Source organism: Pseudomonas sp. S1_E05 (assembly GCF_056337105.1).
In genome coordinates, this window is record NZ_JBFRHM010000001.1 from 1721224 (window position 1) to 1743399 (window position 22176).

Genomic DNA, 22176 nt, shown 5'->3' on the forward strand with positions numbered 1-22176 from the left:
GAGCTTGCTCGCGATGGAGTCACAGGCACCGCAGGGTGTCAGGTATCCAGCGTCATCGTTGGCGACCATCGCGAGCAAGCTCGCTCCTACAGGGATGGCAACATCGCCCTTGCAGGAGCCCCCTATGAGCAGTCCGAAGAAACCCGCCGCTGAACCCAAACCCGAACCCTCGCGCATTCGCGAAGGCCTGCCCTTCCCTCTGGGCGCAACCTGGGATGGCCTTGGGGTCAACTTTGCGTTGTTCTCGGCCAACGCCACCAAGGTCGAACTGTGCATCTTCGATGACAGCGGCGAGGTGGAACTGGAACGCATCGAGTTGCCGGAGTACACCGACGAGATCTACCACGGCTACCTTCCGGACGCCCATCCGGGGCTGATCTATGGCTACCGTGTATATGGCCCGTACGACCCGGCCAACGGTCACCGATTCAACCACAACAAATTGCTGATCGACCCCTACGCCAAACAACTGGTCGGCGAGTTGAAATGGTCCGAGGCGCTGTTCGGCTACACCATCGGTCACCCTGACGCCGACCTGAGCTTCGATGAACGCGACAGCGCTCCGTTCGTGCCCAAGTGCAAGGTAATCGACCCCGCCCACACGTGGGGCCACGACCATCGCGTCAGCGTGCCGTGGGACAAGACCATCATCTACGAAACCCACGTGCGCGGCATCAGCATGCGCCATCCCTCCGTGCCGGAAAACGTGCGCGGCACCTTCGCCGGCCTGATGGTCGATGATGTGCTGGAACACATTCGCAAGCTGGGCGTGTCCTCCGTCGAGTTATTGCCCATTCACGCCTTCGTCAATGACCAGCACCTGTTGCACAAGGGCATGACCAACTACTGGGGCTATAACAGCATTGCGTTTTTCGCTCCCGACCCGCGTTACCTGGCCAGCGGCAAGATCGCCGAGTTCAAGGAGATGGTCGCGCACCTGCACGAAGCCAATCTCGAAGTGATCCTCGACGTCGTTTACAACCACACCGCCGAGGGCAACGAACAGGGCCCGACCCTGTCGATGCGTGGCATCGACAATGCCTCTTACTACCGGCTGATGCCTGATGACAAGCGCTTCTACATCAACGATTCAGGAACCGGCAACACCCTGGACCTGAGCCACCCGTGCGTCTTGCAGATGGTCACCGATTCGTTGCGCTACTGGGCCTCGGAAATGCACGTCGATGGTTTCCGCTTCGACCTGGCGACCATTCTTGGGCGTTATCACGACGGGTTCGACGAGCGCCACAGTTTCCTCGTCGCCTGCCGCCAGGACCCTGTGCTGCGCCAGGTGAAAATGATCGCAGAGCCTTGGGACTGCGGGCCGGGCGGTTATCAGGTGGGTGGGTTTCCGCCCGGCTGGGTGGAATGGAACGACAAGTTCCGCGACACCGTGCGCGCGTTCTGGAAAGGCGATGACGGCCAACTGGCCGACTTTGCCAGCCGCATGACCGCCTCCGGCGAGATGTTCAATCAGCGAGGCCGCCGTCCGTATTCCTCGGTGAACTTCATCACCGCCCACGACGGTTTTACCCTCAATGACCTGGTGTCGTACAACGACAAGCACAACGAAGCCAACGACGAAAACAACCAGGACGGCAGCAACAACAACTTGTCCTGGAACCATGGCGTCGAAGGCCCGACCGACGATCCCGAGATCAACGCCCTGCGTCATCGCCAGATGCGCAACTTCTTCGCGACCCTGTTGTTGTCCCAGGGCACACCGATGTTGGTGGCCGGTGACGAGTTCGCCCGTACCCAGGACGGCAATAACAATGCCTATTGCCAGGACAGCGAGATCGGCTGGGTCAATTGGGACCTGAGCGAAGATGGCAAGGCCCTGCTCAAGTTCGTCAAGCGCCTGATCAAGTTGCGCCTGGCCTACCCGATCCTGCGTCGCGGGCGTTTCCTGGTGGGCAGTTACAACGAGGACCTCGGCGTCAAGGACGTGACCTGGCTGGCGCCTGACGGCAACGAGATGTCCATTGAGCAATGGCAGGACGCTCATGGTCGCTGCCTGGGCATGTTGCTCGACGGTCGCGCCCAGGAAACCGGGATTCGTCGCAAGGGTGGCGATGCCACGCTGCTGCTGGTAGTGAACGCCCATCATGACATCGTCAACTTCACCTTGCCGGAGGTGCCTGAAGGCATTTACTGGAGCTGTCTGGTGGATACCAATCAGCCGTCCATCCGCGGCCAGGAGCGCTTCGATTTCGGACACGAATACTCGGTGACCGGCCGTTCTCTGTTGATGTTCGAATTGCAGCGTGAGGAAGATGACTGAGCTTGAGGCATTCCTGCAACGCCAGCCGCCGGACTACCCGGACACAGCGGCATTAGGCCAATGCCTGCGCGCGCTGGTGGAAGTGGGGCTCGATCAGCTGCCGCTGCCAGGCAGCGGACGTACCCTGGAGCGTTTCCAGAGCCTGGCGGCCGTCGGCGCCCATGACTTGGGCGTGTGCAAGCTGTATGAAGGCCACACCGACGCCCTGGCGATCATCGAGCAACTGGGAGGCACGGTACCGGCAGGCAGGACTTGGGGCATGTGGGCGGCCGAGCCGCCGAATGCAAGGCTCAGGGTCAGTCGCCAGGGTCAACGCGTCACGCTGCACGGTCGCAAGGCTTGGTGTTCCGGGGCGGCGGTTCTGAGCCATGGATTGGTGACAGCGTGGGATGAACAGGACCGCCAGCAGCTGGTGGCCGTTGCGCTGGACGGACCTGGCGTCACCATCACCGATCAGGGATGGCAGGCCGTCGGGATGGCGACCACGGGTAGCGTGGAAGTGCTGTTTGACGGCGCCGTCGGCGAGGCCATCGGTGACCCCGGCGACTACCTGAGTCGACCGGGTTTCTGGCAAGGCGGAATCGGTATCGCCGCTTGCTGGTACGGCGCGGCCCAAAGCCTCGCGCAGCACCTGCAACAACATTGCGCCGAGCGACCAGAGCCCTATGCGCTCGCCCACCTGGGCGCGGTGGATTGTGCGCTGCAGGCGGCCGCGACGGTGTTGCGCAGCAGCGCATCGAGCCTTGATGCCGCACCGCTGGACAATGCGGAGCGCCTGGCCCGCCGGGCCCGTGCCGTGGTGGAACACGCCGCCGAGCAGGTTATTCAGCATGTCGGCCACGCGCTGGGCGCCGGACCGTATTGCAAGGATCGTCGGTTCGCCCGCCTGAGTGCCGACCTGCCGGTGTTCCTGCGCCAAAGTCACGCCGAACGCGATCTCGCAGCCTTGGGCCAGCTCGTCACCGGGAGCACATGGACGTTATGAAACCCAATCCCATCGTCGGCCAGGGCACGCCCCTGCGTGTGTGGCAAACCTCCAGCCAACTGGCGCAATTGCAGACAATCGATATCCTCGAGCTGGTACCCGTCGGTTCTCGCGCAGTGGTCGTGGCGCCGCACCCGGACGATGAAGTGCTCGGTTGCGGCGGCCTGCTGCAACTGCTGGCTGCTGCCGGTCGACCGTTGCAGCTGATTTCAGTCACCGACGGCAGTGCCAGTCACCCCGGCTCCCGACGCTGGCCGGTGGAGCGCCTGAGCGTGATACGTCCGCAGGAGTCGGCAGAAGCGTTGCGTCGACTCGGGTTGCCGTTGCACAACTTGAAATGGCTGCGAGGCGGCTTTGCCGACAGTCAAGTGGCGTCCCGGGAAACCCAATTGACGGACTTCATCGAACGCTACCTGCAACCGGGTGATGTGGTGTTTACCACTTGGCGCGAGGATGGTCATTGTGACCATGAGGCAGTCGGCCGTGCCACGGCTGAGGCGGTTCAGAGGGCGGGTGCGACTGTCTACGAACTGCCGGTCTGGACCTGGCACTGGGCCGAGCCCGAGGATCGCCTGGTGCCCTGGCACCGCGCGCGCAAAATTGTTCTGACGCCGGAACGGGTGGCCCGCAAGCGTCACGCGATCCATGCCTTCGCCAGTCAATTGGAAGGTGATCCACAGATCGGCCTGCCACCCGTCCTGGCGCCCTACGTAATCGACCGTTTGCTGCAACCCTTCGAGGTGGTATTCATATGAGTGTCGAGGATCGGTACTTCGATGGACTCTTCGCTGGCAATGATGATCCCTGGGCGTTTCGGCAGCGGTGGTACGAACGACGCAAGCGCGCGATCACCCTCGCCGCCCTGCCCCGACCCCACTACCGTGCCATTTTCGAACCGGGCTGTGCCAATGGCGAGTTGAGTGCCGAACTGGCCGGTCGTTGTGACCGACTGCTGTGTTGCGACACGGCGACTGCCGCCGTGTCGCTGGCCCGTACGCGCCTGAGTGTGTTCGACCACGCCCAGGTGCAGCAAGCCCGCCTGCCCAGGGACTGGCCGGACGAGCACTTCGACCTGATCGTATTGAGCGAAATCGGTTACTACCTGGATGCGCAAGACCTCAAGCGCGTGATCGGTCTTGCCGCACAATCCCTGACCGCCGATGGGCAACTGCTGGCCTGCCATTGGCGCCCGCCGATCGAAGGTTGCCCACTGAACGCTCGGCAGGTGCATGACCTGCTGCACGAACATTCGGGGCTGCCACGCCTGGTGCTGCATCAGGAAGCCGATTTCATCCTGGAACTGTGGAGTCGCGAGCCGCGTTCCGTGGCTGCGCTCGAGGGCCTGCGATGATCGGCATCCTGATTCCGGCGCACAACGAAGAAGACTTGCTTGAAGATTGCCTGCGCGCTGCCCTGCGCGCCGCTGAACACGAATGCCTGGGCGATGAGCCGGTCGAGGTGCTGGTCGTGCTCGACAGTTGCACCGATCGCTCCGCGGCGATCGTGCGCAGCTACCCGGTGCATGCCCTGGAGATCTCGGTACGAAACGTTGGCCAGGCCCGCGCCATCGGGGCTCACTTCCTGCTGGACCGCGGCGTGCGCTGGCTCTCCTGCACCGACGCCGACAGCCGGGTGGCGGATGACTGGCTGGTAGCGCAGTTGGCGCTCGATGCCGACGCGGTGTGCGGTACGGTCACCGTGGAGCGGTGGGACTCAGGCTTCGATGAATCGGCGCAAATCCGCTACCACCAACACTACCAGTATCGTGACGGTCACCGGCACATCCACGGGGCCAACCTGGGCATCAGCGCCGAGGCTTACCGGCGTGCCGGCGGCTTTGAACACCTGGCGTGCGATGAAGACGTGCAACTTGTTCGCCAACTGGAGCGCTGCGGTGCAACCATCGCCTGGAGCCAGCGCCCCCAGGTATTGACCAGTGCACGCCTGGACAGTCGCGCTCGCGGCGGGTTCGGCGACTACCTGCGTCAGTTGGCGCAAATTGAGTAAATTAACTGGAACGAACAAGCACGCGACGAATAGTCTGACTTGAGCAATACTCTGCACGCTGCAATCCAAGGTATGGAGCGCGGCAAATTGCTATCCACCAGAACAAGGACGTAGCCTGATGAATCCTCTCTCCCTCCTCGACGGTAGCCTGTCAGCCCAGATCTGGAACACCGCGCCCCAGCTGGAAAATGTTCCGGTCATCAACACTCACACCCTGGTTCCACCTGGCGCGCGCGCCGTGGTGATCGCCCCGCACCCCGGCGATGAAGTGGTCACCTGTGGTGGCCTCCTGCAATTGCTCAGCACCTTGGGTCATCCACTGCAACTGATCTCGATCACCGACGGCAGCGCCAGTCATCCCGGCTCGCAGCAATGGTCGGAAAGACGCCTGAGCGTGTTCCGCCCGCAGGAAAGTGTCGAAGCCCTGCGCCGCCTTGGCTTGCCGATGCATAGCCTCAAATGGATTCGCGGCGGGTTTACCGACAATGCCTTGGCTGAACGCGAGCAGCAGTTGAGCGAGTTCATCGCCCGTTACCTGCGCCCGGGCGACGTGGTGTTCAGCACCTGGCGTGAAGATGGCAATGTCGACCACGATGCGGTGGGACGCGCCAGCGCCCGCGCCACCGCACAGGTGGGCGCTGCATTCAATGAAGTGCCGGTCTGGGCCTGGCACTGGCCTACACGCGAAAGCGGCCTGTTTCCCTGGCATCGTGCGCGCAAACTTCGGCTGGATACCTGGACGGTGGCGCGCAAAAGCCACGCGACCCACGCCTACGCCAGCCAGCTCGACGGCGAGCCCGCGGTCGGCCTGCCGCCGATGCTGCCGCCGGTGCTGTTGGAGCGTATGCGCCTGCCGTATGAAATCGTCTTCGTTTGAGCGCGCATGTGAAGTGAACTGCCTGCCCGCGCGTCAGTCGCATGCATAGGCAACCCTGATTCAGGAGCAAAAGTGACCAGTGATTCCAAGCCGCAGTCAGTCGAACCGGCGTCTTTGAACACGCCCCCGGTGGTTCATCGACTCAGAGTGCTGACGGTCAACACCCACAAGGGGTTCACCGCATTCAACCGGCGTTTCATCCTCCCGGAATTGCGTGAGGCGGTACGCAGCACGTCAGCCGACCTGGTGTTTCTGCAGGAAGTGGTGGGCGAACACGAGCGCCATTCCTCGCGGTTCAACGATTGGCCGCAAACCTCTCAGTACGAATTCCTCGCCGACAGTATGTGGAGCGATTTCGCCTACGGCCGTAATGCGGTCTACCCCAACGGCCACCACGGCAATGCATTGCTGTCGAAGTACCCGATTCGCGAATACCGCAACCTCGATGTGTCGATCACCGGCCCCGAACGCCGTGGGCTGCTGCATTGCGTTCTCGATGTACCGGGCCACACCGAGGTTCATGCCATCTGTGTGCACCTGAGCCTGCTGGAAAGCCACCGCCAGTTGCAGTTGGAGCTGCTGTGCCAGTTGCTGGAGTCCCTGCCCGAGCAGGCTCCGGTGATCGTTGCCGGTGACTTCAATGATTGGCAGTTGCAAGGCAATGCTGCCTTGGCCCGCCGGGACTATCTGCACGAAGCCTTCGAGCGCCACCATGGGCGCCCCGCCAAAACCTACCCGGCGCGGTTCCCCCTGCTGCGCCTGGACCGAATCTACCTGCGCAATGCCAGCAGTCACGAGCCGCGGATATTGGGCAACAAGCCGTGGACACACCTCTCCGACCACCTGCCGCTGGCGGTCGAAGTGCATTTGTAACGCGTTATCGCCGGGCGGCTCTCTCCAAAAAAAGTGCCTCGACCTGTTATTTATGACAGTAGCCGGCGGTCGAATCTGTTGCTACGGTGCAGTCGTCCGTATCGATGGCTCGAACGGACGGGATCGTAGCGCAAGTATTGCCAGGGTTTTCAGCAGGGTGCTGCATTTGTCGTCAATTCGCGCTGCCATGGGCGCCTGAAACGACGCGACTCCCCGGAGGAGTGGCGGGATCAGGCGCATACCGATGCGTGGAGACGATGATGACCCTATCGACGCTACGGCCTGCGTGCCGCTATTCAGGCTGCGTTCTCACTGTGTTGCTGTGTGCCGGCGAGTCCCGGATGACGTCGGCGGCTTGCACGCTGGCGCCTACGGCCGGTAACGACAACTACACCTGCGACAGCGGCACCAGTGGCCCGTTGACCGATACTTCGGGCAACAACACCCTGACGCTTCCTGCCAACGGCACGGGCTCAATCAATGGCGTGATCTTCGGCGCAGGCGCCGACACGGTGATCATGAACTCCGGCCTTATCAACGGTGTGCTGAATGTCGGTGACGGCACCAACACCGTGACCATCGCGGGCGGCACCATCACTGGCGCGGTCTCCCAAGGCAGCGGCGTGGACAGTTTCATCATGAATGGCGGGACGATCGGCGCTTTGTCCCAAGGCGACAGCCATGACCGCTTCCTGATGACCGCCGGCACGATCACCGGCGCGTTCGAAGATGGCGACGAAGCCAGGATGACTGGCGGCACCATCGGCCGGGTCGACATGAAACTCGATGACAACATTTTCGAGCTACTGGGCGGCACCATCCTGGGCAACCTGGTCACCGGTTTCGGCCGGGACACCATCGTCGTTTCCGGAGGGAAAATCGGGGGCAATGTCAGCGTCAGCGGCGGCAACGACAGCATCACCGTGACGGGGGGGGAGATCGTCGGTGAAATCCGTGCCAGCGCGGGCGATGACACCCTGATATGGGCCGGTGGCGGGATCATCCGCTCGGCGATCCTGATGGATGTGGGCAATGATCGTGCAACCTTGCGCAATTTGACCGAGAGCCTTCTGGCCACCACCCCGAATGTCGATGGAGGCGCCGGTAACGACCAACTGACGTTCGACCAGACCACCTCCTCCGGCGCCAGCCGTTACGCCAATTGGGAGACGCTCAACCTGACCAACAATTCGCGCTTCGACCTGGATGGCATCGTGGCCCTGGGCGACAGTAGCACCGGCACCGGCGTGTTCAATGTTGACGGCAGCAGCGTGCTCACATCGGTTTCCGGCGGTATTGCACCGTTCACGCCGGGGTTGGCGGCCACGCTGAACAACAGTGGGGTAATCGATCTGACGCTGGGCAACACCCGCACCCGTGACACCCTCACGGTTCAGGGCAACTATGTCGGCACAGGCGGTCAGTTATGGCTGCAAAGTGCGTTGGGTGACGACGCCTCCCCCAGCGACAAACTGGTGATCAACAACGGCACTCTGACCGGTAACACCCTGATCACGGTCAGCGACGTGGGGGGCGCTGGCGGGCTGACCCTACAAAACGGTATCCAGGTGGTCGAGGCACAAGGGACGGCCGTCAGCGCCAATGGCGCGTTTTCGCTCAAGGCCCCGGTGTCGGCTGGCGCCTACGATTACAACCTGTTCAAGGGAGGGATTACTCGCGGTAGCGAGAACAGCTGGTACTTGCGCTCCGCCGTGGTTGCCCCACCGGTCGTCGTCGTGCCCAATGCCGACCCGACGCTGCCACCCACCGTCGAGCCGGTGGTACCGGTTCCGGTCGTCGCCGCAGTGGCGGGCGTCGTTCCCGTGTTGCCTACCGTGCAGCCAGGTGCCGCGCCCATCCCGACCTACAGACCGGAAGTTCCGGTGTGGTCGGTCATGCCGCCGGCGTCCGCAAGTTGGCCATCGACGCACTGGGTACCTTCCATGATCGCCAGGGTGACCAGCGCTTGCTCAACCAGACCGGCCTCCTCAGTGCCGGCTGGGGCCGAGTCTACGGCAACAATTTCGACCAGACCTGGGCCGGGTCCGTCACGCCCCGCCTCGATGGCTCAGTCTATGGTTTCCAGGCCGGCACAGACGTGTTCGCCTCCCAACTGGACAGCGGCCAGACTCAGCGCGCAGGTTTTTTCGTCGGCCACAGCCGCCTGCGCGGCGATGTCGACGGTTTCAATGGCGGCTTCGAAGGCAAGCACGCAGGCGAAGTGGACATCAGGGCCGACAGCGTTGGTCTTTATTGGACACTGATCGACAACGCTGGCGCGTACCTGGACACCGTGGCCATGTACACCCGCCTGGACGGTGACAACCAGTCTGATCGCGGTCTGAAGATCGACAATAAAGGCCATGTCACCACCCTGTCAGCCGAAGTTGGCTATCCGATTTCAGTCAGCGACAGATGGGTGGTCGAACCCCAGGTGCAAGCGATCTACCAGAAGGTCAGCCTCGACAGCCAGGACGACGGTGTGTCACATGTCTCATTTGACTCCGACAGTGCCTGGACGGGGCGTGTCGGTGCGCGCTTGAAAGGCGCTTACGAACTCAGTGGCCGGCCAGTGGAGCCCTACTTGCGTGCCAACCTGTGGCACACCCTCGAAGGCGAGGACTCGGTGACCTTCGCCGGCACCGATGAAATCACCAGCGAGCAGCGATCATCATCGCTGGATCTCGGCGTTGGGGTCGTAGTGAGCCTGTCCTCGGCCGTGAGTGTCTACGCCAGCACCGACTACAGCAGCAATATTGACAGTAATCAGCAGCGTGCAACTCAAGCGAATCTGGGTGTGAGGGTCAGTTGGTGAACGCCCAGGTTGCTGGGCGAACCCCTCTAGCCTGCGGAAGTCACGACGGTTTTCCCGACAAACAAGAACTTAGGCCAAGGATATAAATCAGCCAGTTGCAATCGCTAAAAATCACATACCACTTATCGGCCATTTTCTTGACGCACACACAGCGGTCTTCTTAGCTTCACGTACTACCCCCGAAGTAACCTCAGGGGCACCCCACCAGACACCCGTGAACACGGGCGGCCAGCGGCTTGCCCCATTCCATTCGGTCGCCCCTCGTTCGGGGTAGGAGAGACGCCACAGCGAGATACCCCATGCGATTGCAAGGTAGACCTCCATGAAAACTTCATTCACCCAACAAGAGATTAAAGTCACTTTCTGCACAGTTTCGAGTTCACTCCTGCTGTGTTCCTCCATGGAAGTGCAGGCTTCACCTGCCGAGGAAGAGACAACTCCCTGGTACGACCAGCAGGTCCGTGTACTCAGTTTGCCCTCAGTTGCGATGAGCTATCCCGGCCATTTCAGCGCCGCGTCCGATACGCGAAGTTCCGGCCTGACCACTCAAGACGCCTCACCCTCGGCCTGGGATCAACTCTACGGGCAGGCATCCCGCCAGGCCCAGACGGACTATGAGTCCCAGGGGAGCAGTCTGTCCGGCAGCAACGCTCACAAGGGCCCGGCGATTGTGACCTTGCAGAGCGGCAGCGGCCACGTCCAGCAGGTCGGCCTGATCGGTGGCCTGAACCAGATTCTGGGCAATGGCAACGGCCCGCTGACCAATCGCGCTCTGTCCGATCCCAACGCTGACACACTGAACCTGCAAGGCCAGAGCCTCGGCGCCTACTGGAGCCTGACCGGGCCCCAGGGTTGGCACGTTGATTTGACCGCGAGTGGTGGCCGCGTCAACGGCTTCACCCGCAACCAGCAAGGGGCGCGACAGGCAACAGAAGGCAGTGCAGTGACTCTCTCGGTTGAAGGTGGTTTTCCGATTGGCCTGAGTGAAAACTGGGTAGTCGAACCGCAAGCGCAGTTGATCAACCAGCGCATCACTCTGGACACACCCTACGCGGGGTCCGGTAACGCCTCGTCCAGCGATATGACGTCCTGGAGCGGACGGGTTGGTGCCCGATTGAAAGGTAGCTACGACATCAACGGCCTCGGATTCGAACCCTACGTGCGCACCAACGTCTGGCACACCGTGTACACCGGCAATACCGTCAGCCTGGATCAGGTCGACAAGATCAGCAGCAGCCGCAAGTCGTCCACAGTCGAAGTGGGATTGGGCCTGGTGGCGCGGGTCACGCCGGTCGTGAGCCTTTACGTCAGCGCCGACTACAGCAGTGATGTCGATGACAATGACTTGAATGGGTTGATTGGCAGTTTGGGGGTGCGGATGCGGTGGTGAGGGACCATTGCCTATGCGGACAAACTGTAGGAGCGAGCACGCTCGCGATAGACGTCAACGATAACGCTGGTGTCCTGATACCCCGCAGTGTCCGCGCCACCATCGCGAGCAAGCTCGCTGCTACAGTTGCCCGCATTCCCCCTGTAGGAGCGAGTTTACTCGCGATGGTCGCCAACGATGACGCTGGGCACCTGACGCCCTGCGGTGCCTGGGCCACCATCGCGAGCATGCTCGCTCCTACAGCGAGCCTGCTCGCGACGGGATCGACTCAACCCTCCGGTCGCAGGATCAACACCGCCAGCGGCGGCAAGTTCAGCACCAGGGACAAGGCTTGCCCATGGCTCGGTTCTTCTTCGGTCGATGCCCCGCCACCGTTGCCGTAATTCGAACCGGCATAGGTCGAGGAATCGCTGTTGATCACCTCATTCCAACGCCCGGCAATTGGCACACCAATGCGGTATTCCGCACGCGGCACCGGGGTGAAGTTGGCAACGACCAGTACAGGCCGCCCGTCCTTGCTCCAGCGCAGGAAGGCGTAGACGCTGTTGATCGCGTCGTCACCAATCAGCCACTGGAAACCCTGCGGTACGTCGTCCTGATCGTGCAGCGCAGGTTCCGTGCGATACAGCTGATTGAGGTCACCCACCAGCTTCTGCACGCCTTGGTGTTCCGAATATTGCAGCAGATACCAATCCAGTTGCTGGTCATGGTTCCACTCGCGCCACTGGCCGAACTCGCAGCCCATGAACAACAGTTTCTTGCCCGGATGCGCCCACATGAAGCTGAGGTAGGCGCGCAGGTTGGCGAATTTTTGCCAGCGGTCGCCGGGCATCTTGTCGATCAGCGAGTGCTTGCCGTGAACCACCTCGTCGTGGGAAATCGGCAGGATGAAGCGTTCTGACCAGGCGTACACCAGGCCGAAACTCAGCTCATTGTGATGATGGGCGCGGTAGACCGGGTCCTGTTGGATGTAATGCAGCGAGTCGTGCATCCAGCCCATGTTCCATTTGTAGTCAAAGCCCAGGCCACCCTGCTGTGTGGTCTGACTGACGCCAGGCCAGGCCGTAGATTCTTCGGCAATGACCAGCGCACCAGGCGCTTCGATGTTGACCACGTCGTTGAGGTGACGCAGGAAATCGATCGCCTCCAGGTTCTCGCGACCGCCGTGACGGTTAGGCACCCACTCACCCGCCTTGCGTGAATAGTCGCGGTAAAGCATCGACGCCACTGCATCGACGCGCAGGCCGTCGACATGGAAATGCTTGAGCCAGTGCAGCGCCGAGGCCAGCATGTAGCCGTGCACTTCGGTGCGGCCCAGGTTGTAGATCAGCGTGTCCCAATCCTGGTGGAAGCCTTCCTGCGGATTACCGTATTCGTACAGCGCGGTGCCGTCGAACTGGGCCATGCCATGGGTATCGGTGGGAAAATGCGCCGGCACCCAATCCAGGATCACGCCAATGTCAGCCAGGTGGCAGGCATTGACGAATTCGGCGAATTCATCCGCGGTGCCGTAGCGAGCGCTCGGGGCAAATTGTGAGAGCAACTGGTAACCCCACGAACCACCAAAAGGGTGTTCCATGATCGGCATCAGCTCGATATGGGTAAAACCCAGCTCCTTGACGTACGGGATCAGCCGTTCACCCAGCTCACGCCAACTGTATTGGCGAGACACCTCGCCCGCCTCATCCAGCTCGCATTGCCAGGAACCGGCGTGCAACTCGTAGATCGACAGGGGGGCGCTGGGGCGCGAGCGCTCCACCCGTGCCTGCATCCATTGCTGATCCTGCCAGTCGATCTTCAGGGGCGCCGCCACTTTCGACGCCGTGTCCGGTGGCAAGGTAGTGGCAAGGGCCATCGGGTCAGCCTTGAGCGGCAGGATGCCATGAGCCCCAAGGATTTCGTATTTGTAGGCTTCACCGGCCCCCAGGCGAGGAATGAACAACTCCCAGACACCCGTGGGATGACGCAGGCGCATGGGGTGGCGACGTCCGTCCCAGTTGTTGAAGTCGCCGACCACCGAAACCCGCTTGGCATTGGGCGCCCATACGGCGAAACGCACGCCATCAACGCCTTCGACATTCTTCAGTTGCGCGCCAAGGCAGGCACTGAGGTCGCGGTGATTGCCTTCGGCGAACAGGTACAAGTCCATCTCGCCCAGCAATTCGCCGAAGCTGTAAGGATCTTCTGTCACCTGTTCACCACCGGCCCAGCGTATCCGCAACAGGTACGGTTGTGCCCGTTCGAAATGCCCGACAAAAAGCCCGGGCCGGTCAGTGGCCTGGAGAGCGCCCAGCTCTTCGCCGGTCTCCTTGCTCAACACCTGAACACTCAAGGCGTCGGGCAGATAAGCCCGGATGAATTGACCGCCGGCACCGTCGCCGTGGGGGCCGAGAATGGAAAAAGGATCCTGATGTTCGGCGCGCACCAAAGCGTCGATCTCCCGCGATCCTGGCAATGACGCCCTAGTGGCGTGCCCCTGTTCCTTGTTCGAGAAACTCATGACTACTCTCCACCAAGATCGGAAAAGGGTTTAAGCCCATTCAATAATCCATACAAACCGTGCAATGGCACCGGCAACCAGGTAGGTCGATTTTCTGCCTCGTAGGCCACCTCGTACGCCGCCTTTTCCAGACCGAACAACGCCAGCGCGGCGTCCTCGCCTCCCGGATCTTGCCACGCATGTCCCAGACTAGCTGCTGCCAGCCGATAAGCGTCGATAAATGCCTGCCTGGCTTCATTCAGGTAACGCTCGGCCACTCGCTGCCGTGCAGCCTGGGCTTGTTCGGTGTTGTCGACGTTGTGCACGTTGATCGCCATCGCCGCCGCGTAATCGAAGGAGCGCAGCACGCCGCTCACATCCTTGTACGGGCTGTGCTTGCCGCGCCGCTCGACCAATGGCCGTGCCGGCTCGCCTTCGAAATCGATCAGATAAGCATCGCCCTTGATCACCAGCACCTGCCCCAGGTGCAGGTCGCCGTGTACACGGATGCGCAAGCCTCCCGCGGCCTGTTTCCCCAGTGCCTGTACATGCGCAAGGATGGTCTTCCTGTTGTCCAGCAGATGACTGACCAGTGACTGGTCCTCAGGGTTCAGTTCATTTTGATGCTGTTTGAGCAATACCAACGCGCGCTCCACTTGCGCGGCGACGTCCTTGGCAGAGGCCTGGGCGTCCTTGGCCGTGGTGATCTGCGGGGAAAAATCCGTATTGTCAGTGGGCGCCGCCAGCACCTGATGCATCTCTCCCAGGCGTTGACCCAGCATGCCGGCGAAATCGCGCAGCTCACCGAGCGCGTTGTAATGCTGCTCCTGCTCAGACATGGCGCCGGCCAGCTCGTCACGCAGCGCCCGCTCCAGGTTGTTCTGGGTCCACTCCCACGCATCGCCCTGATTACTGAGGTAGCCCTGCGCGATCATCAGCAGATTGTCTTCGCCCTTCTCATCGCGACGCACCACGGAGCCCAGCAGCGGCGAAATATTGGCAAAGCCCGCCTCTGTCAGATAGGCGCTCATCTCCAGTTCCGGGTGCACGCCCGAGGCGACTTTGCGGATCAGCTTGAGCACCAGGCTATTGCCAATCACCACTGAGCTATTGGACTGCTCCGCCGACAGGTAACGCACCTCGGACTCATTCGTAAGTCCCAGCCTGGCAAGTTCAAAGGTCGGCTCGAAGCGTATTTCACCGTCATTGCAAGGCAATACCTTGTTGTCTTGCATGCTGGCGAGGACGGTGCGGATGAAGTTTTCCAGGGTGAACGCGTCGGTGATCAACCCCACCTGCGGCCCTCGCCGCACTCGCGACAACGCCAGCTGCTGAGGCAACGCCGGGCCTAGCTGATCGTCGGCGATAAAGCCGAATGGCAGTTGATAGCGGTTGGTCTGCCCGCCGCTGGTGACTTCAATTTCGCTGAGCAGCACCGGATGCTGCGCATCCCCGAAACGCACGCCATAGGCGAGGTTCACCTTGTCGATGGCGGCATCTTTGCCGGCAAACCAGCGTCGGTTCTGCAACCAGCTCGGCAGGATGCCCTGTTCCAGCGTCGCGCGTGACGGCGTATCGAGCAGTTCTTCCATGCGTTTTTTCAGCACCAGGGTGGTGAAGTCCGGCAGGCTTTGCGCCGGTTCGACGTGCCAGGAAGGCATTTGATTCTCCAATGCGAGTCCGAACCAATAGAAGCCATAAGGCGCCAGGGTCAGGAGAAAATTGAGTTGGCCGATGGGCGGAAAAGCATTACCCCCGAGCATTTCCACCGGCACCATGCCCACGTACGCCGACAGGTCCAACTCTGCCGCCTGGGCGCTGCGCGACACGTTGGCCACGCACAGGATGATTTCCTGCTTGCCATCATCTGCCGTGTACTCACGGGTATACGCCAGGATCCGCCGGTTGCTCGGCGAGAGCATTTTCAGGGTGCCGCGCCCGAACGCCTTCGACTGCTTGCGCACCGCGAGCATGCGCCGCGTCCAATTCAACATCGAATGCGGATCGCCGGCCTGGGTCTCGACGTTGACCGACAGGTAACCGTATTGCGGGTCCATGATCGGAGGTAGCACCAAGCTGGCCGGATCGGCTCTGGAGAAACCGCCGTTGCGGTCAATTGACCACTGCATCGGAGTACGCACGCCATCGCGGTCACCGAGGTAGATGTTGTCACCCATGCCGATTTCATCGCCGTAATACAGGGTCGGCGTGCCGGGCATCGACAGCAGCAGGCTGTTTAGCAGTTCAACACGTCGGCGGTCTCGCTCCATCAACGGCGCGAGGCGGCGGCGAATTCCCAGGTTGATCCGCGCGCGCCGGTCAGCCGCGTAGTAATTCCATAAATAGTCACGTTCCTTGTCGGTGACCATCTCAAGGGTCAGCTCATCGTGATTGCGCAGGAAGATCGCCCACTGGCAGTTGGCGGGGATTTCCGGGGTCTGGCGCAGGATATCGGTGATCGGGAAGCGATCTTCCTGGGCCAGCGCCATGTACATGCGCGGCATCAGCGGAAAGTGGAACGCCATGTGGCATTCGTCGCCATTGAGGCCGTTTTTGTCGGTGTCGCCGAAGTAGAGTTGAGTGTCTTCCGGCCATTGATTGGCTTCGGCCAACAGCATGCGGTCAGGATAGTTGGCATCGATCTCGGCGCGGATCTGTTTGAGGACGTCGTGGGTCTCGGGCAGATTCTCGTTGTTGGTGCCGTCCCGTTCGATCAGATAGGGAATGGCGTCAAGCCGCAGGCCATCGATACCCATGTCGAGCCAGTAGCGCATCACCGACAGCACGGCTTTCATCACCTGCGGGTTATCAAAGTTCAGGTCCGGCTGATGGGAATAGAAACGGTGCCAGAAGTATTGGCCGGCGACCGGGTCCCAGGTCCAATTGGATTTCTCGGTATCGAGAAAGATGATCCGCGTGCCGTCGTATTTGCCATCGTCATCGGACCACACGTAAAAATCCCGAGCGGCCGAACCCGGCTTGGCTTTGCGAGCGCGCTGGAACCAGGGATGCTGGTCGGACGTGTGGTTGATGACCAGTTCGGTGATCACCCGCAGGCCGCGCTTGTGCGCTTCGGCGATGAAGCGCCGAGCATCGGCCAGCGTGCCGTAGTCCGGATGCACACCGCGGTATTCGGCGATGTCATAGCCATCATCACGGCGCGGCGACGGGTAGAACGGCAGCAACCAGATGGTGTTGACGCCGAGCTCGGCGATGTAATCAAGCTTGGCGATCAAGCCAGGAAAATCGCCGATGCCGTCGTTATTGGAGTCAAAAAAGGATTTAACGTGAACCTGATAGATCACCGCGTCCTTGTACCAAAGAGGGTCCTTGATGAACGTGGCTGCCTTGGGTTTCTTCGCCATGTGAAACTCCTGCTGAATCCGAGAAACGCCGCGACCTTATCTAGACCGTGATCCGCCAGATACCAAACGGTTGATACGCCGGGTCAATGCGCATGAACTGATACTTGCCGTGCCAGGTCCAGCGGTGGCCATTCATCAAATCCTCACCTTGGGTGCTGGCGTCATCGGCCAGGCCCATTTCCCAGAGCGGCAATTCGAAGTTGGCCTCCTGGACGTTATGCGGATCGAGGCTGACCGCTACCAGGATAAAGTTGCTGCCGTCGGCGCTGCGCTTACCGAAATACAGGATGTTGTCGTTCCAGGCGTTGTAGATCCTCAGGCCGAGGTGGGTGTGCAGGGCCGGGTTCTGCCGACGGATGCGGTTGAGTTGGGCAATCTCGGCGATGATGTTGCCCGGCGCGTTGAAGTCCCTTGGGCGGATCTCGTACTTCTCGGAGTCGAGGTATTCCTCCTTCCCTGGCACCGGCGCGGATTCGCACAGTTCAAAGCCCGAATACATGCCCCACAAGCCGGACCCCATGGTCGCCAGCGCGGCACGGATGAGGAAACCGGCCCGACCGGACTCGTGCAGGAACGCCGGGTTGATGTCCGGCGTATTGACGAAAAAATTCGGCCGGTAGCACTCGCGCCACGGCGACTGGTTAAGCTCGGCAAAATAGGTGGCCAGCTCCTGTTTGGTATTGCGCCAGGTGAAATAGGTGTAGCTCTGCGAGTAACCGACCTTGCCCAGACGGGCCATCATTGCCGGCGTGGTGAAGGCCTCGGCGAGGAAAATCACCTCAGGATGCAGCGCCCGGACATCGGCAATCAGCCACTGCCAAAACGGTAAGGGCTTGGTGTGGGGGTTGTCGACTCGGAAGATCTTGACGCCCTCCTCGACCCAGCCCACCACAATGTCGCGCAACTCGGTCCACAGGCTCGGGATTGCATCGGCGGCATAGAAGTCGACGTTGACGATGTCCTGGTATTTCTTGGGCGGGTTCTCGGCGTATTTGATGGTGCCGTCCGGCCGCCAGTTGAACCATCCCGGGTGTTGCTGCAGCCAGGGGTGGTCCTGGGAGCACTGAATGGCGAAGTCCAGGGCGATTTCCAGGCCATGCGCTCGAGCAGCGGCCACCAATCGGCGAAAGTCATCGCGGGTGCCCAGTTGCGGATGAATGGCCTCATGCCCACCTTCCGGGCTGCCGATGGCATAAGGACTGCCGGGATCGTCCGGCCCAGCGGTCAGGGAGTTGTTCGGTCCCTTGCGGAAGCTGCGCCCGATGGGGTGAATCGGCGGGAAATACAGAACATCGAAGCCCATGTCCTGAATCATCGGGAGCCTGGAATGCACATCATTGAAGGTGCCGTGACGCGCAGGATCGTCGGTGATCGAGCGGGGAAACAGTTCGTACCAACTGGCGAACTCGGCGAGCTCACGCTCGACATCCAGCGGAAATTCTTGACTGAAACTCAGGTAGGGACGGTGGTCGGCCTGGGCCATGAGATCAGCGCTGCGTGGCTGCAAGAACAGGGCGACCTGCTCGGTTTCGAGCAACCCTGCCAGTTCATGGTGCAACGCCGCCAGCGCTTCGCTCAGCGGCCCATCGGCGCGTTCGGCCGCGTGCTGGACCATATTGCGGCCTTCCTGCAATTCAAGACTGACAGGGACGGCAGCCATGTGCTTCTTTTGCAGTTCGTAACAAAAGCTGGCGAACTGATCGATCCAGGCTTCGATGCAGAACACATAACGGCCCTGGGTGTGCACCGTGAACTGGCCACGCCAGCCGTTGTTGCCAATATCCTTCATCGACTCGCGCTGCCAGATCTCCTCCCCCTCGGCCCGCCAGCGCACTTGCACCGCCAGCTTGTCGTGCCCGTCGGCGAACACTTTGCTGGTGACCACCACCTCCCGGCCCACCACCGCCTTGACGGCAAACTGCCCGCCATCAAGCGTCGGCATGGTGTCTTCAATCGCGATTCGCGGCATCAGCAACGCCTGCGACAGCGGCATATGAGCGTTGTAGCTCAGCTCTGTCGGTTTCTCACCAGTCATCGAGCCTCTCTCCTGTACGCCCCATGGACGCTCTCGTGCAGGACCGGCCTTCGCGCGAAGGCGTCAGCCCCGAAATGAACTCACTTAGGTTCCGAGCGACACGCCCGGATAAAAGTTCAGGCCAATTGCAGCGGAATCAATTCACGTCACCGGCGGTCAATCAACTTAAGCACGACTCACGCCATGTGCCACCGGAGGCTTGAACCATGAGTATTCCAATCCCGGCTGAAACACCCGATCCGAACATCGATAAGCCGACCATTCCCCCGACCGATCCGCAGCCGATTCCCGAGAAAGACCCACCCGGCACGACGCCGCCTCCGGTGGAAGAACCACCGAGGACGATGCCGCCAGTCATTGTTGCGCCGGGATGATGATCGCCGTTCCACGAAGACACATAGTCACCCTGTAGGAGCGAGCTTGCTCGCGATGGACTCACAGGCGCCGCGGGGGACCTGACTGCCAGCGTCATCGTTCACGACCATCGCGAGCAAGCTCGCTCCTACAAGGGTGGTGTCAGCCGTGTCACGGAGCGTCCTTGTCTTTATCGAACCTGGCCACGATTCTCGGCATCACGCTGAACACCGCCAGTGCCAATATCGTGCTGAACACGGCCGTCGCTTCTCTGCCCAAACCCGCCGAAACCCCGATGGCGGCGGTCATCCACAAACCGGCGGCGGTAGTCAGGCCCTTGACGTGGCTTTCGTCACCTTCCTGGTTTTTCAGGATGGTACCGGCGCCGAGAAAGCCGATACCGGCGATGACGCCCTGCACCACACGACTCATGGCGTCGGCCTGGGCACCGGCCGTTTGTGGAACCAATACAAACAGCGCTGCGCCCAGCGCCACCAGCATGTGGGTGCGAACCCCGGCCGCTTTGCCTTTGTGTTCGCGTTCGAAACCAAGAATGGCGCCCAACAGCGCAGCGATCAGCAATCTGACGGTAATGCGTGTCAGCTGCGCGGCATCGCCGATGTCGGCGAACTCCGCTTGCAGGGTGACCCAGACTTCATGCCACCAGGCATCCATGGCGTAATCCTTGTGAAGATTTGATAGGGGATGGACCACACCGACCATTAATCAGTTGCACAGAACGATGACGGCGCGTAGAGCCCTAACACTGTAGAACCCGCCGAAAAAGGATCTCCCCATGACTGTTCGCATCGAAAACCAGACCTGTTTTTTCACCACCGACAACGGCGAGGAAATTCGCCTGTGTTCCGACGTGACGGTCATCACCGACGGCGCCAAGGCGATGTCGGCTGTGGATGTCAACGGCCAGCGTATTTACATCACCGAAGCAGAAGCCGACGCATTGACCGTTGCAGGCGCGGAGGATGGTCGCCGACACTTGAAGGCCACGGACAGTGATTCGGTTATTTAAGTGACCTGCATCAACGTCCCGCGCGGGTGTCTGGTATAGGCGCCCGCGTGCCGTTGCACTCAATGCTTCATGTTGTCGCAGGCCAACGCAGCGCATCCATCTGATCCGCTTTTTATTGCAAGACCTGAGTCTGTTATGCAAACAGTTCCCCGCTCATAGTCACTCGGCCTGATGGAGGCTGATGAGCGAAAGACCATGAGCGATAGAATCCCCGTCCGAACCATTGAAACATTTGAGCCTTCACCTTCGAAGATAAAGGCCAAGTCCACCGACACCCTGGTCCACACCCGCAGTTTCACCGGCAGATTCCGAAATCTGCGCCTGCTGGGGGCCGGTTTTTTGTATCTGCTGTTCTTTGGCACCGCCTGGTTGAACTGGGGCGATCGCCAAGCTGTGCTTTGGGATCTTTCCGAAAGCAAATTCCACATCTTCGGAGCGACGTTCTGGCCGCAGGATTTCATCCTGCTGTCAGGGCTGCTGATCATCGCCGCATTCGGCCTGTTTGCCATTACGGTATTCGCCGGTCGAGTCTGGTGCGGTTACACCTGTCCGCAGAGTTCCTGGACCTGGGTCTTCATGTGGACCGAAAAGGTCATCGAAGGCGAACGCAACCAGCGGATCAAACTACAGGCGGCGCCCTGGAGCCTGGACAAACTGATTCGACGCTCGGCCAAACACACGGCTTGGCTGGCAATCAGCTTGGTAACCGGCCTGACGTTCGTGGGCTACTTCACTCCGATCCGCCCGCTGACAGAAGAGCTGCTGACCTTCCAGGCCGGGGGTGTCAGTCTGTTCTGGGTACTGTTTTTTACCGGCGCTACTTATCTCAACGCCGGCTGGCTGCGTGAAGCGGTGTGCATCCACATGTGCCCCTATGCACGGTTCCAGAGCGTTATGTTCGACAAGGACACCCTGGCCATCTCCTACGACGTAACCCGCGGTGAAAACCGTGGCCCGCGCAAACGCGAGGTCAAGCCGGCCGAGGTGGGCCTGGGCGACTGTATCGATTGCCAGCTCTGTGTGCAGGTCTGCCCTACCGGCATCGATATCCGCGACGGCTTGCAAATGGAATGCATCGGCTGCGCGGCCTGCATCGACGCCTGTGATTCGATCATGGACAAGATGAACTACCCGCGCGGACTGATCCGCTACACCTCCGAACGAGAATTGCAGGGTGGCAAGACGCACCTGCTGCGGCCACGCCTGATCGGGTACACGCTGGTGCTGGTGGCGATGATCGGCGCATTGGTATTCGCCTTGGCCGAACGGCCGATGGTATCGCTGGACGTGACCAAGGATCGTGGATTGTTCCGCGAAAACGGCCAGGGACAGATCGAGAACATCTACACCCTGAAAGTGATCAACAAGACCCAGCAGCGCCAGCGCTACATACTGAGCCTCGTCGACAGCGAGGGTTTCGAGTTGCAGGGCAAGACCGAGCTGAGCCTGGCCGCTGGCGAGATTGTCGATGTGCCGGTGTCGGTGGTGATGACCACGGAGCGGGCGACCAGCAGTTCCCAGGCCCTGAGCTTCAGGGTGGCGGACAGCGACGAGCCTGAAATAGCAAGCGTGGCGAAGAGCCGGTTTGTTGCGCCGATGAATCGTTGATCCTTTAGACTGCGGTGCGGCTTATCACGGGCAAGCCCGCTCCTACAACAGGTCCGGCGTTGGTCACAGATTTG

The 22176-nt window shown here is 61.0% G+C and carries 15 protein-coding genes and 1 pseudogene; 12 read left to right on the forward strand and 4 right to left on the reverse strand.

Going from position 1 to position 22176, the window contains the following annotated elements:
- Positions 1-124: 124 nt before the first annotated feature.
- The 9 genes and pseudogenes from glgX to AB4N33_RS07935 all read left to right on the forward strand — a co-directional run bounded on the left by glgX (position 125) and on the right by AB4N33_RS07935 (position 11231).
- Positions 125-2284, forward strand: a complete 2160-nt coding sequence (gene glgX, locus AB4N33_RS07895) for a glycogen debranching protein GlgX (RefSeq protein WP_476456923.1) — start codon at positions 125-127, stop codon at positions 2282-2284.
- Positions 2277-3269 (forward strand): acyl-CoA dehydrogenase, encoded by a 993-nt coding sequence (locus tag AB4N33_RS07900; protein ID WP_476456924.1) that lies wholly within the window; start codon positions 2277-2279, stop codon positions 3267-3269. Before glgX ends, AB4N33_RS07900 begins: the two co-directional genes overlap by 8 nt.
- On the forward strand, positions 3266-4024 hold the full coding sequence (locus AB4N33_RS07905) for a PIG-L deacetylase family protein (RefSeq protein ID WP_476456925.1): 759 nt from the start codon (positions 3266-3268) through the stop codon (positions 4022-4024). The genes AB4N33_RS07900 and AB4N33_RS07905 overlap by 4 nt, the downstream gene beginning before the upstream one ends.
- Positions 4021-4620, forward strand: a complete 600-nt coding sequence (locus tag AB4N33_RS07910) for an SAM-dependent methyltransferase (RefSeq protein WP_476456926.1) — start codon at positions 4021-4023, stop codon at positions 4618-4620. The genes AB4N33_RS07905 and AB4N33_RS07910 overlap by 4 nt, the downstream gene beginning before the upstream one ends.
- The gene (locus tag AB4N33_RS07915; RefSeq protein ID WP_476456927.1) at positions 4617-5276 is read left to right on the forward strand and encodes a glycosyltransferase family 2 protein; all 660 of its coding nucleotides are present in this window, start codon (positions 4617-4619) and stop codon (positions 5274-5276) included. Before AB4N33_RS07910 ends, AB4N33_RS07915 begins: the two co-directional genes overlap by 4 nt.
- 118 nt (positions 5277-5394) lie before the next feature.
- Positions 5395-6153 carry a PIG-L deacetylase family protein gene (locus tag AB4N33_RS07920; protein WP_460125356.1) on the forward strand — a complete coding sequence of 253 codons (759 nt, stop codon included), beginning with the start codon at positions 5395-5397 and terminating at the stop codon, positions 6151-6153.
- A 72-nt stretch (positions 6154-6225) separates the two neighbouring features.
- Positions 6226-7026 (forward strand): endonuclease/exonuclease/phosphatase family protein, encoded by an 801-nt coding sequence (locus AB4N33_RS07925; protein WP_460125359.1) that lies wholly within the window; start codon positions 6226-6228, stop codon positions 7024-7026.
- Positions 7027-7286: 260 nt separating this feature from the next.
- Positions 7287-9841 (forward strand): annotated as a pseudogene (locus AB4N33_RS07930) (autotransporter family protein).
- Between the two features lie 322 nt (positions 9842-10163).
- A complete protein-coding gene (locus tag AB4N33_RS07935; protein WP_460125364.1) occupies positions 10164-11231 on the forward strand; it encodes an autotransporter domain-containing protein in 1068 nt (355 codons plus the stop codon).
- 268 nt (positions 11232-11499) lie between these two features.
- Here AB4N33_RS07935 and glgB read toward each other — a convergent pair whose 3' ends face one another.
- The 3 genes from glgB to AB4N33_RS07950 are packed head-to-tail and all read right to left on the reverse strand — an operon-like array spanning position 11500 to position 19110.
- Positions 11500-13731: a 1,4-alpha-glucan branching protein GlgB gene (glgB, locus tag AB4N33_RS07940; RefSeq protein WP_460125367.1), complete on the reverse strand. Its 2232-nt coding sequence runs from the start codon at positions 13729-13731 to the stop codon at positions 11500-11502.
- 2 nt (positions 13732-13733) lie between these two features.
- The gene (treS, locus tag AB4N33_RS07945) at positions 13734-17075 is read right to left on the reverse strand and encodes a maltose alpha-D-glucosyltransferase (RefSeq protein WP_476456928.1); all 3342 of its coding nucleotides are present in this window, start codon (positions 17073-17075) and stop codon (positions 13734-13736) included.
- A 40-nt stretch (positions 17076-17115) separates the two neighbouring features.
- Complete coding sequence (locus AB4N33_RS07950) at positions 17116-19110, reverse strand: alpha-1,4-glucan--maltose-1-phosphate maltosyltransferase (RefSeq protein ID WP_476456929.1); 1995 nt, start codon at positions 19108-19110, stop codon at positions 17116-17118.
- A 206-nt stretch (positions 19111-19316) separates the two neighbouring features.
- Here AB4N33_RS07950 and AB4N33_RS07955 point away from each other — a divergent pair, with 206 nt between their 5' ends.
- Positions 19317-19484, forward strand: a complete 168-nt coding sequence (locus AB4N33_RS07955) for a hypothetical protein (protein WP_460125376.1) — start codon at positions 19317-19319, stop codon at positions 19482-19484.
- 151 nt (positions 19485-19635) lie between these two features.
- Here AB4N33_RS07955 and AB4N33_RS07960 read toward each other — a convergent pair whose 3' ends face one another.
- Positions 19636-20139, reverse strand: coding sequence for an MgtC/SapB family protein (locus tag AB4N33_RS07960; protein ID WP_476456930.1), 504 nt, complete (start codon positions 20137-20139; stop codon positions 19636-19638).
- A 121-nt stretch (positions 20140-20260) separates the two neighbouring features.
- Between AB4N33_RS07960 and AB4N33_RS07965 the strand changes: the two genes are divergently transcribed.
- Together AB4N33_RS07965 and ccoG are read left to right on the forward strand one after the other, a co-directional pair.
- Positions 20261-20494: a DUF3203 family protein gene (locus AB4N33_RS07965; protein ID WP_460125382.1), complete on the forward strand. Its 234-nt coding sequence runs from the start codon at positions 20261-20263 to the stop codon at positions 20492-20494.
- Positions 20495-20689: 195 nt separating this feature from the next.
- Positions 20690-22102 carry a cytochrome c oxidase accessory protein CcoG gene (ccoG, locus tag AB4N33_RS07970; RefSeq protein WP_476456931.1) on the forward strand — a complete coding sequence of 471 codons (1413 nt, stop codon included), beginning with the start codon at positions 20690-20692 and terminating at the stop codon, positions 22100-22102.
- The last annotated feature ends 74 nt before the right edge of the window (positions 22103-22176 follow it).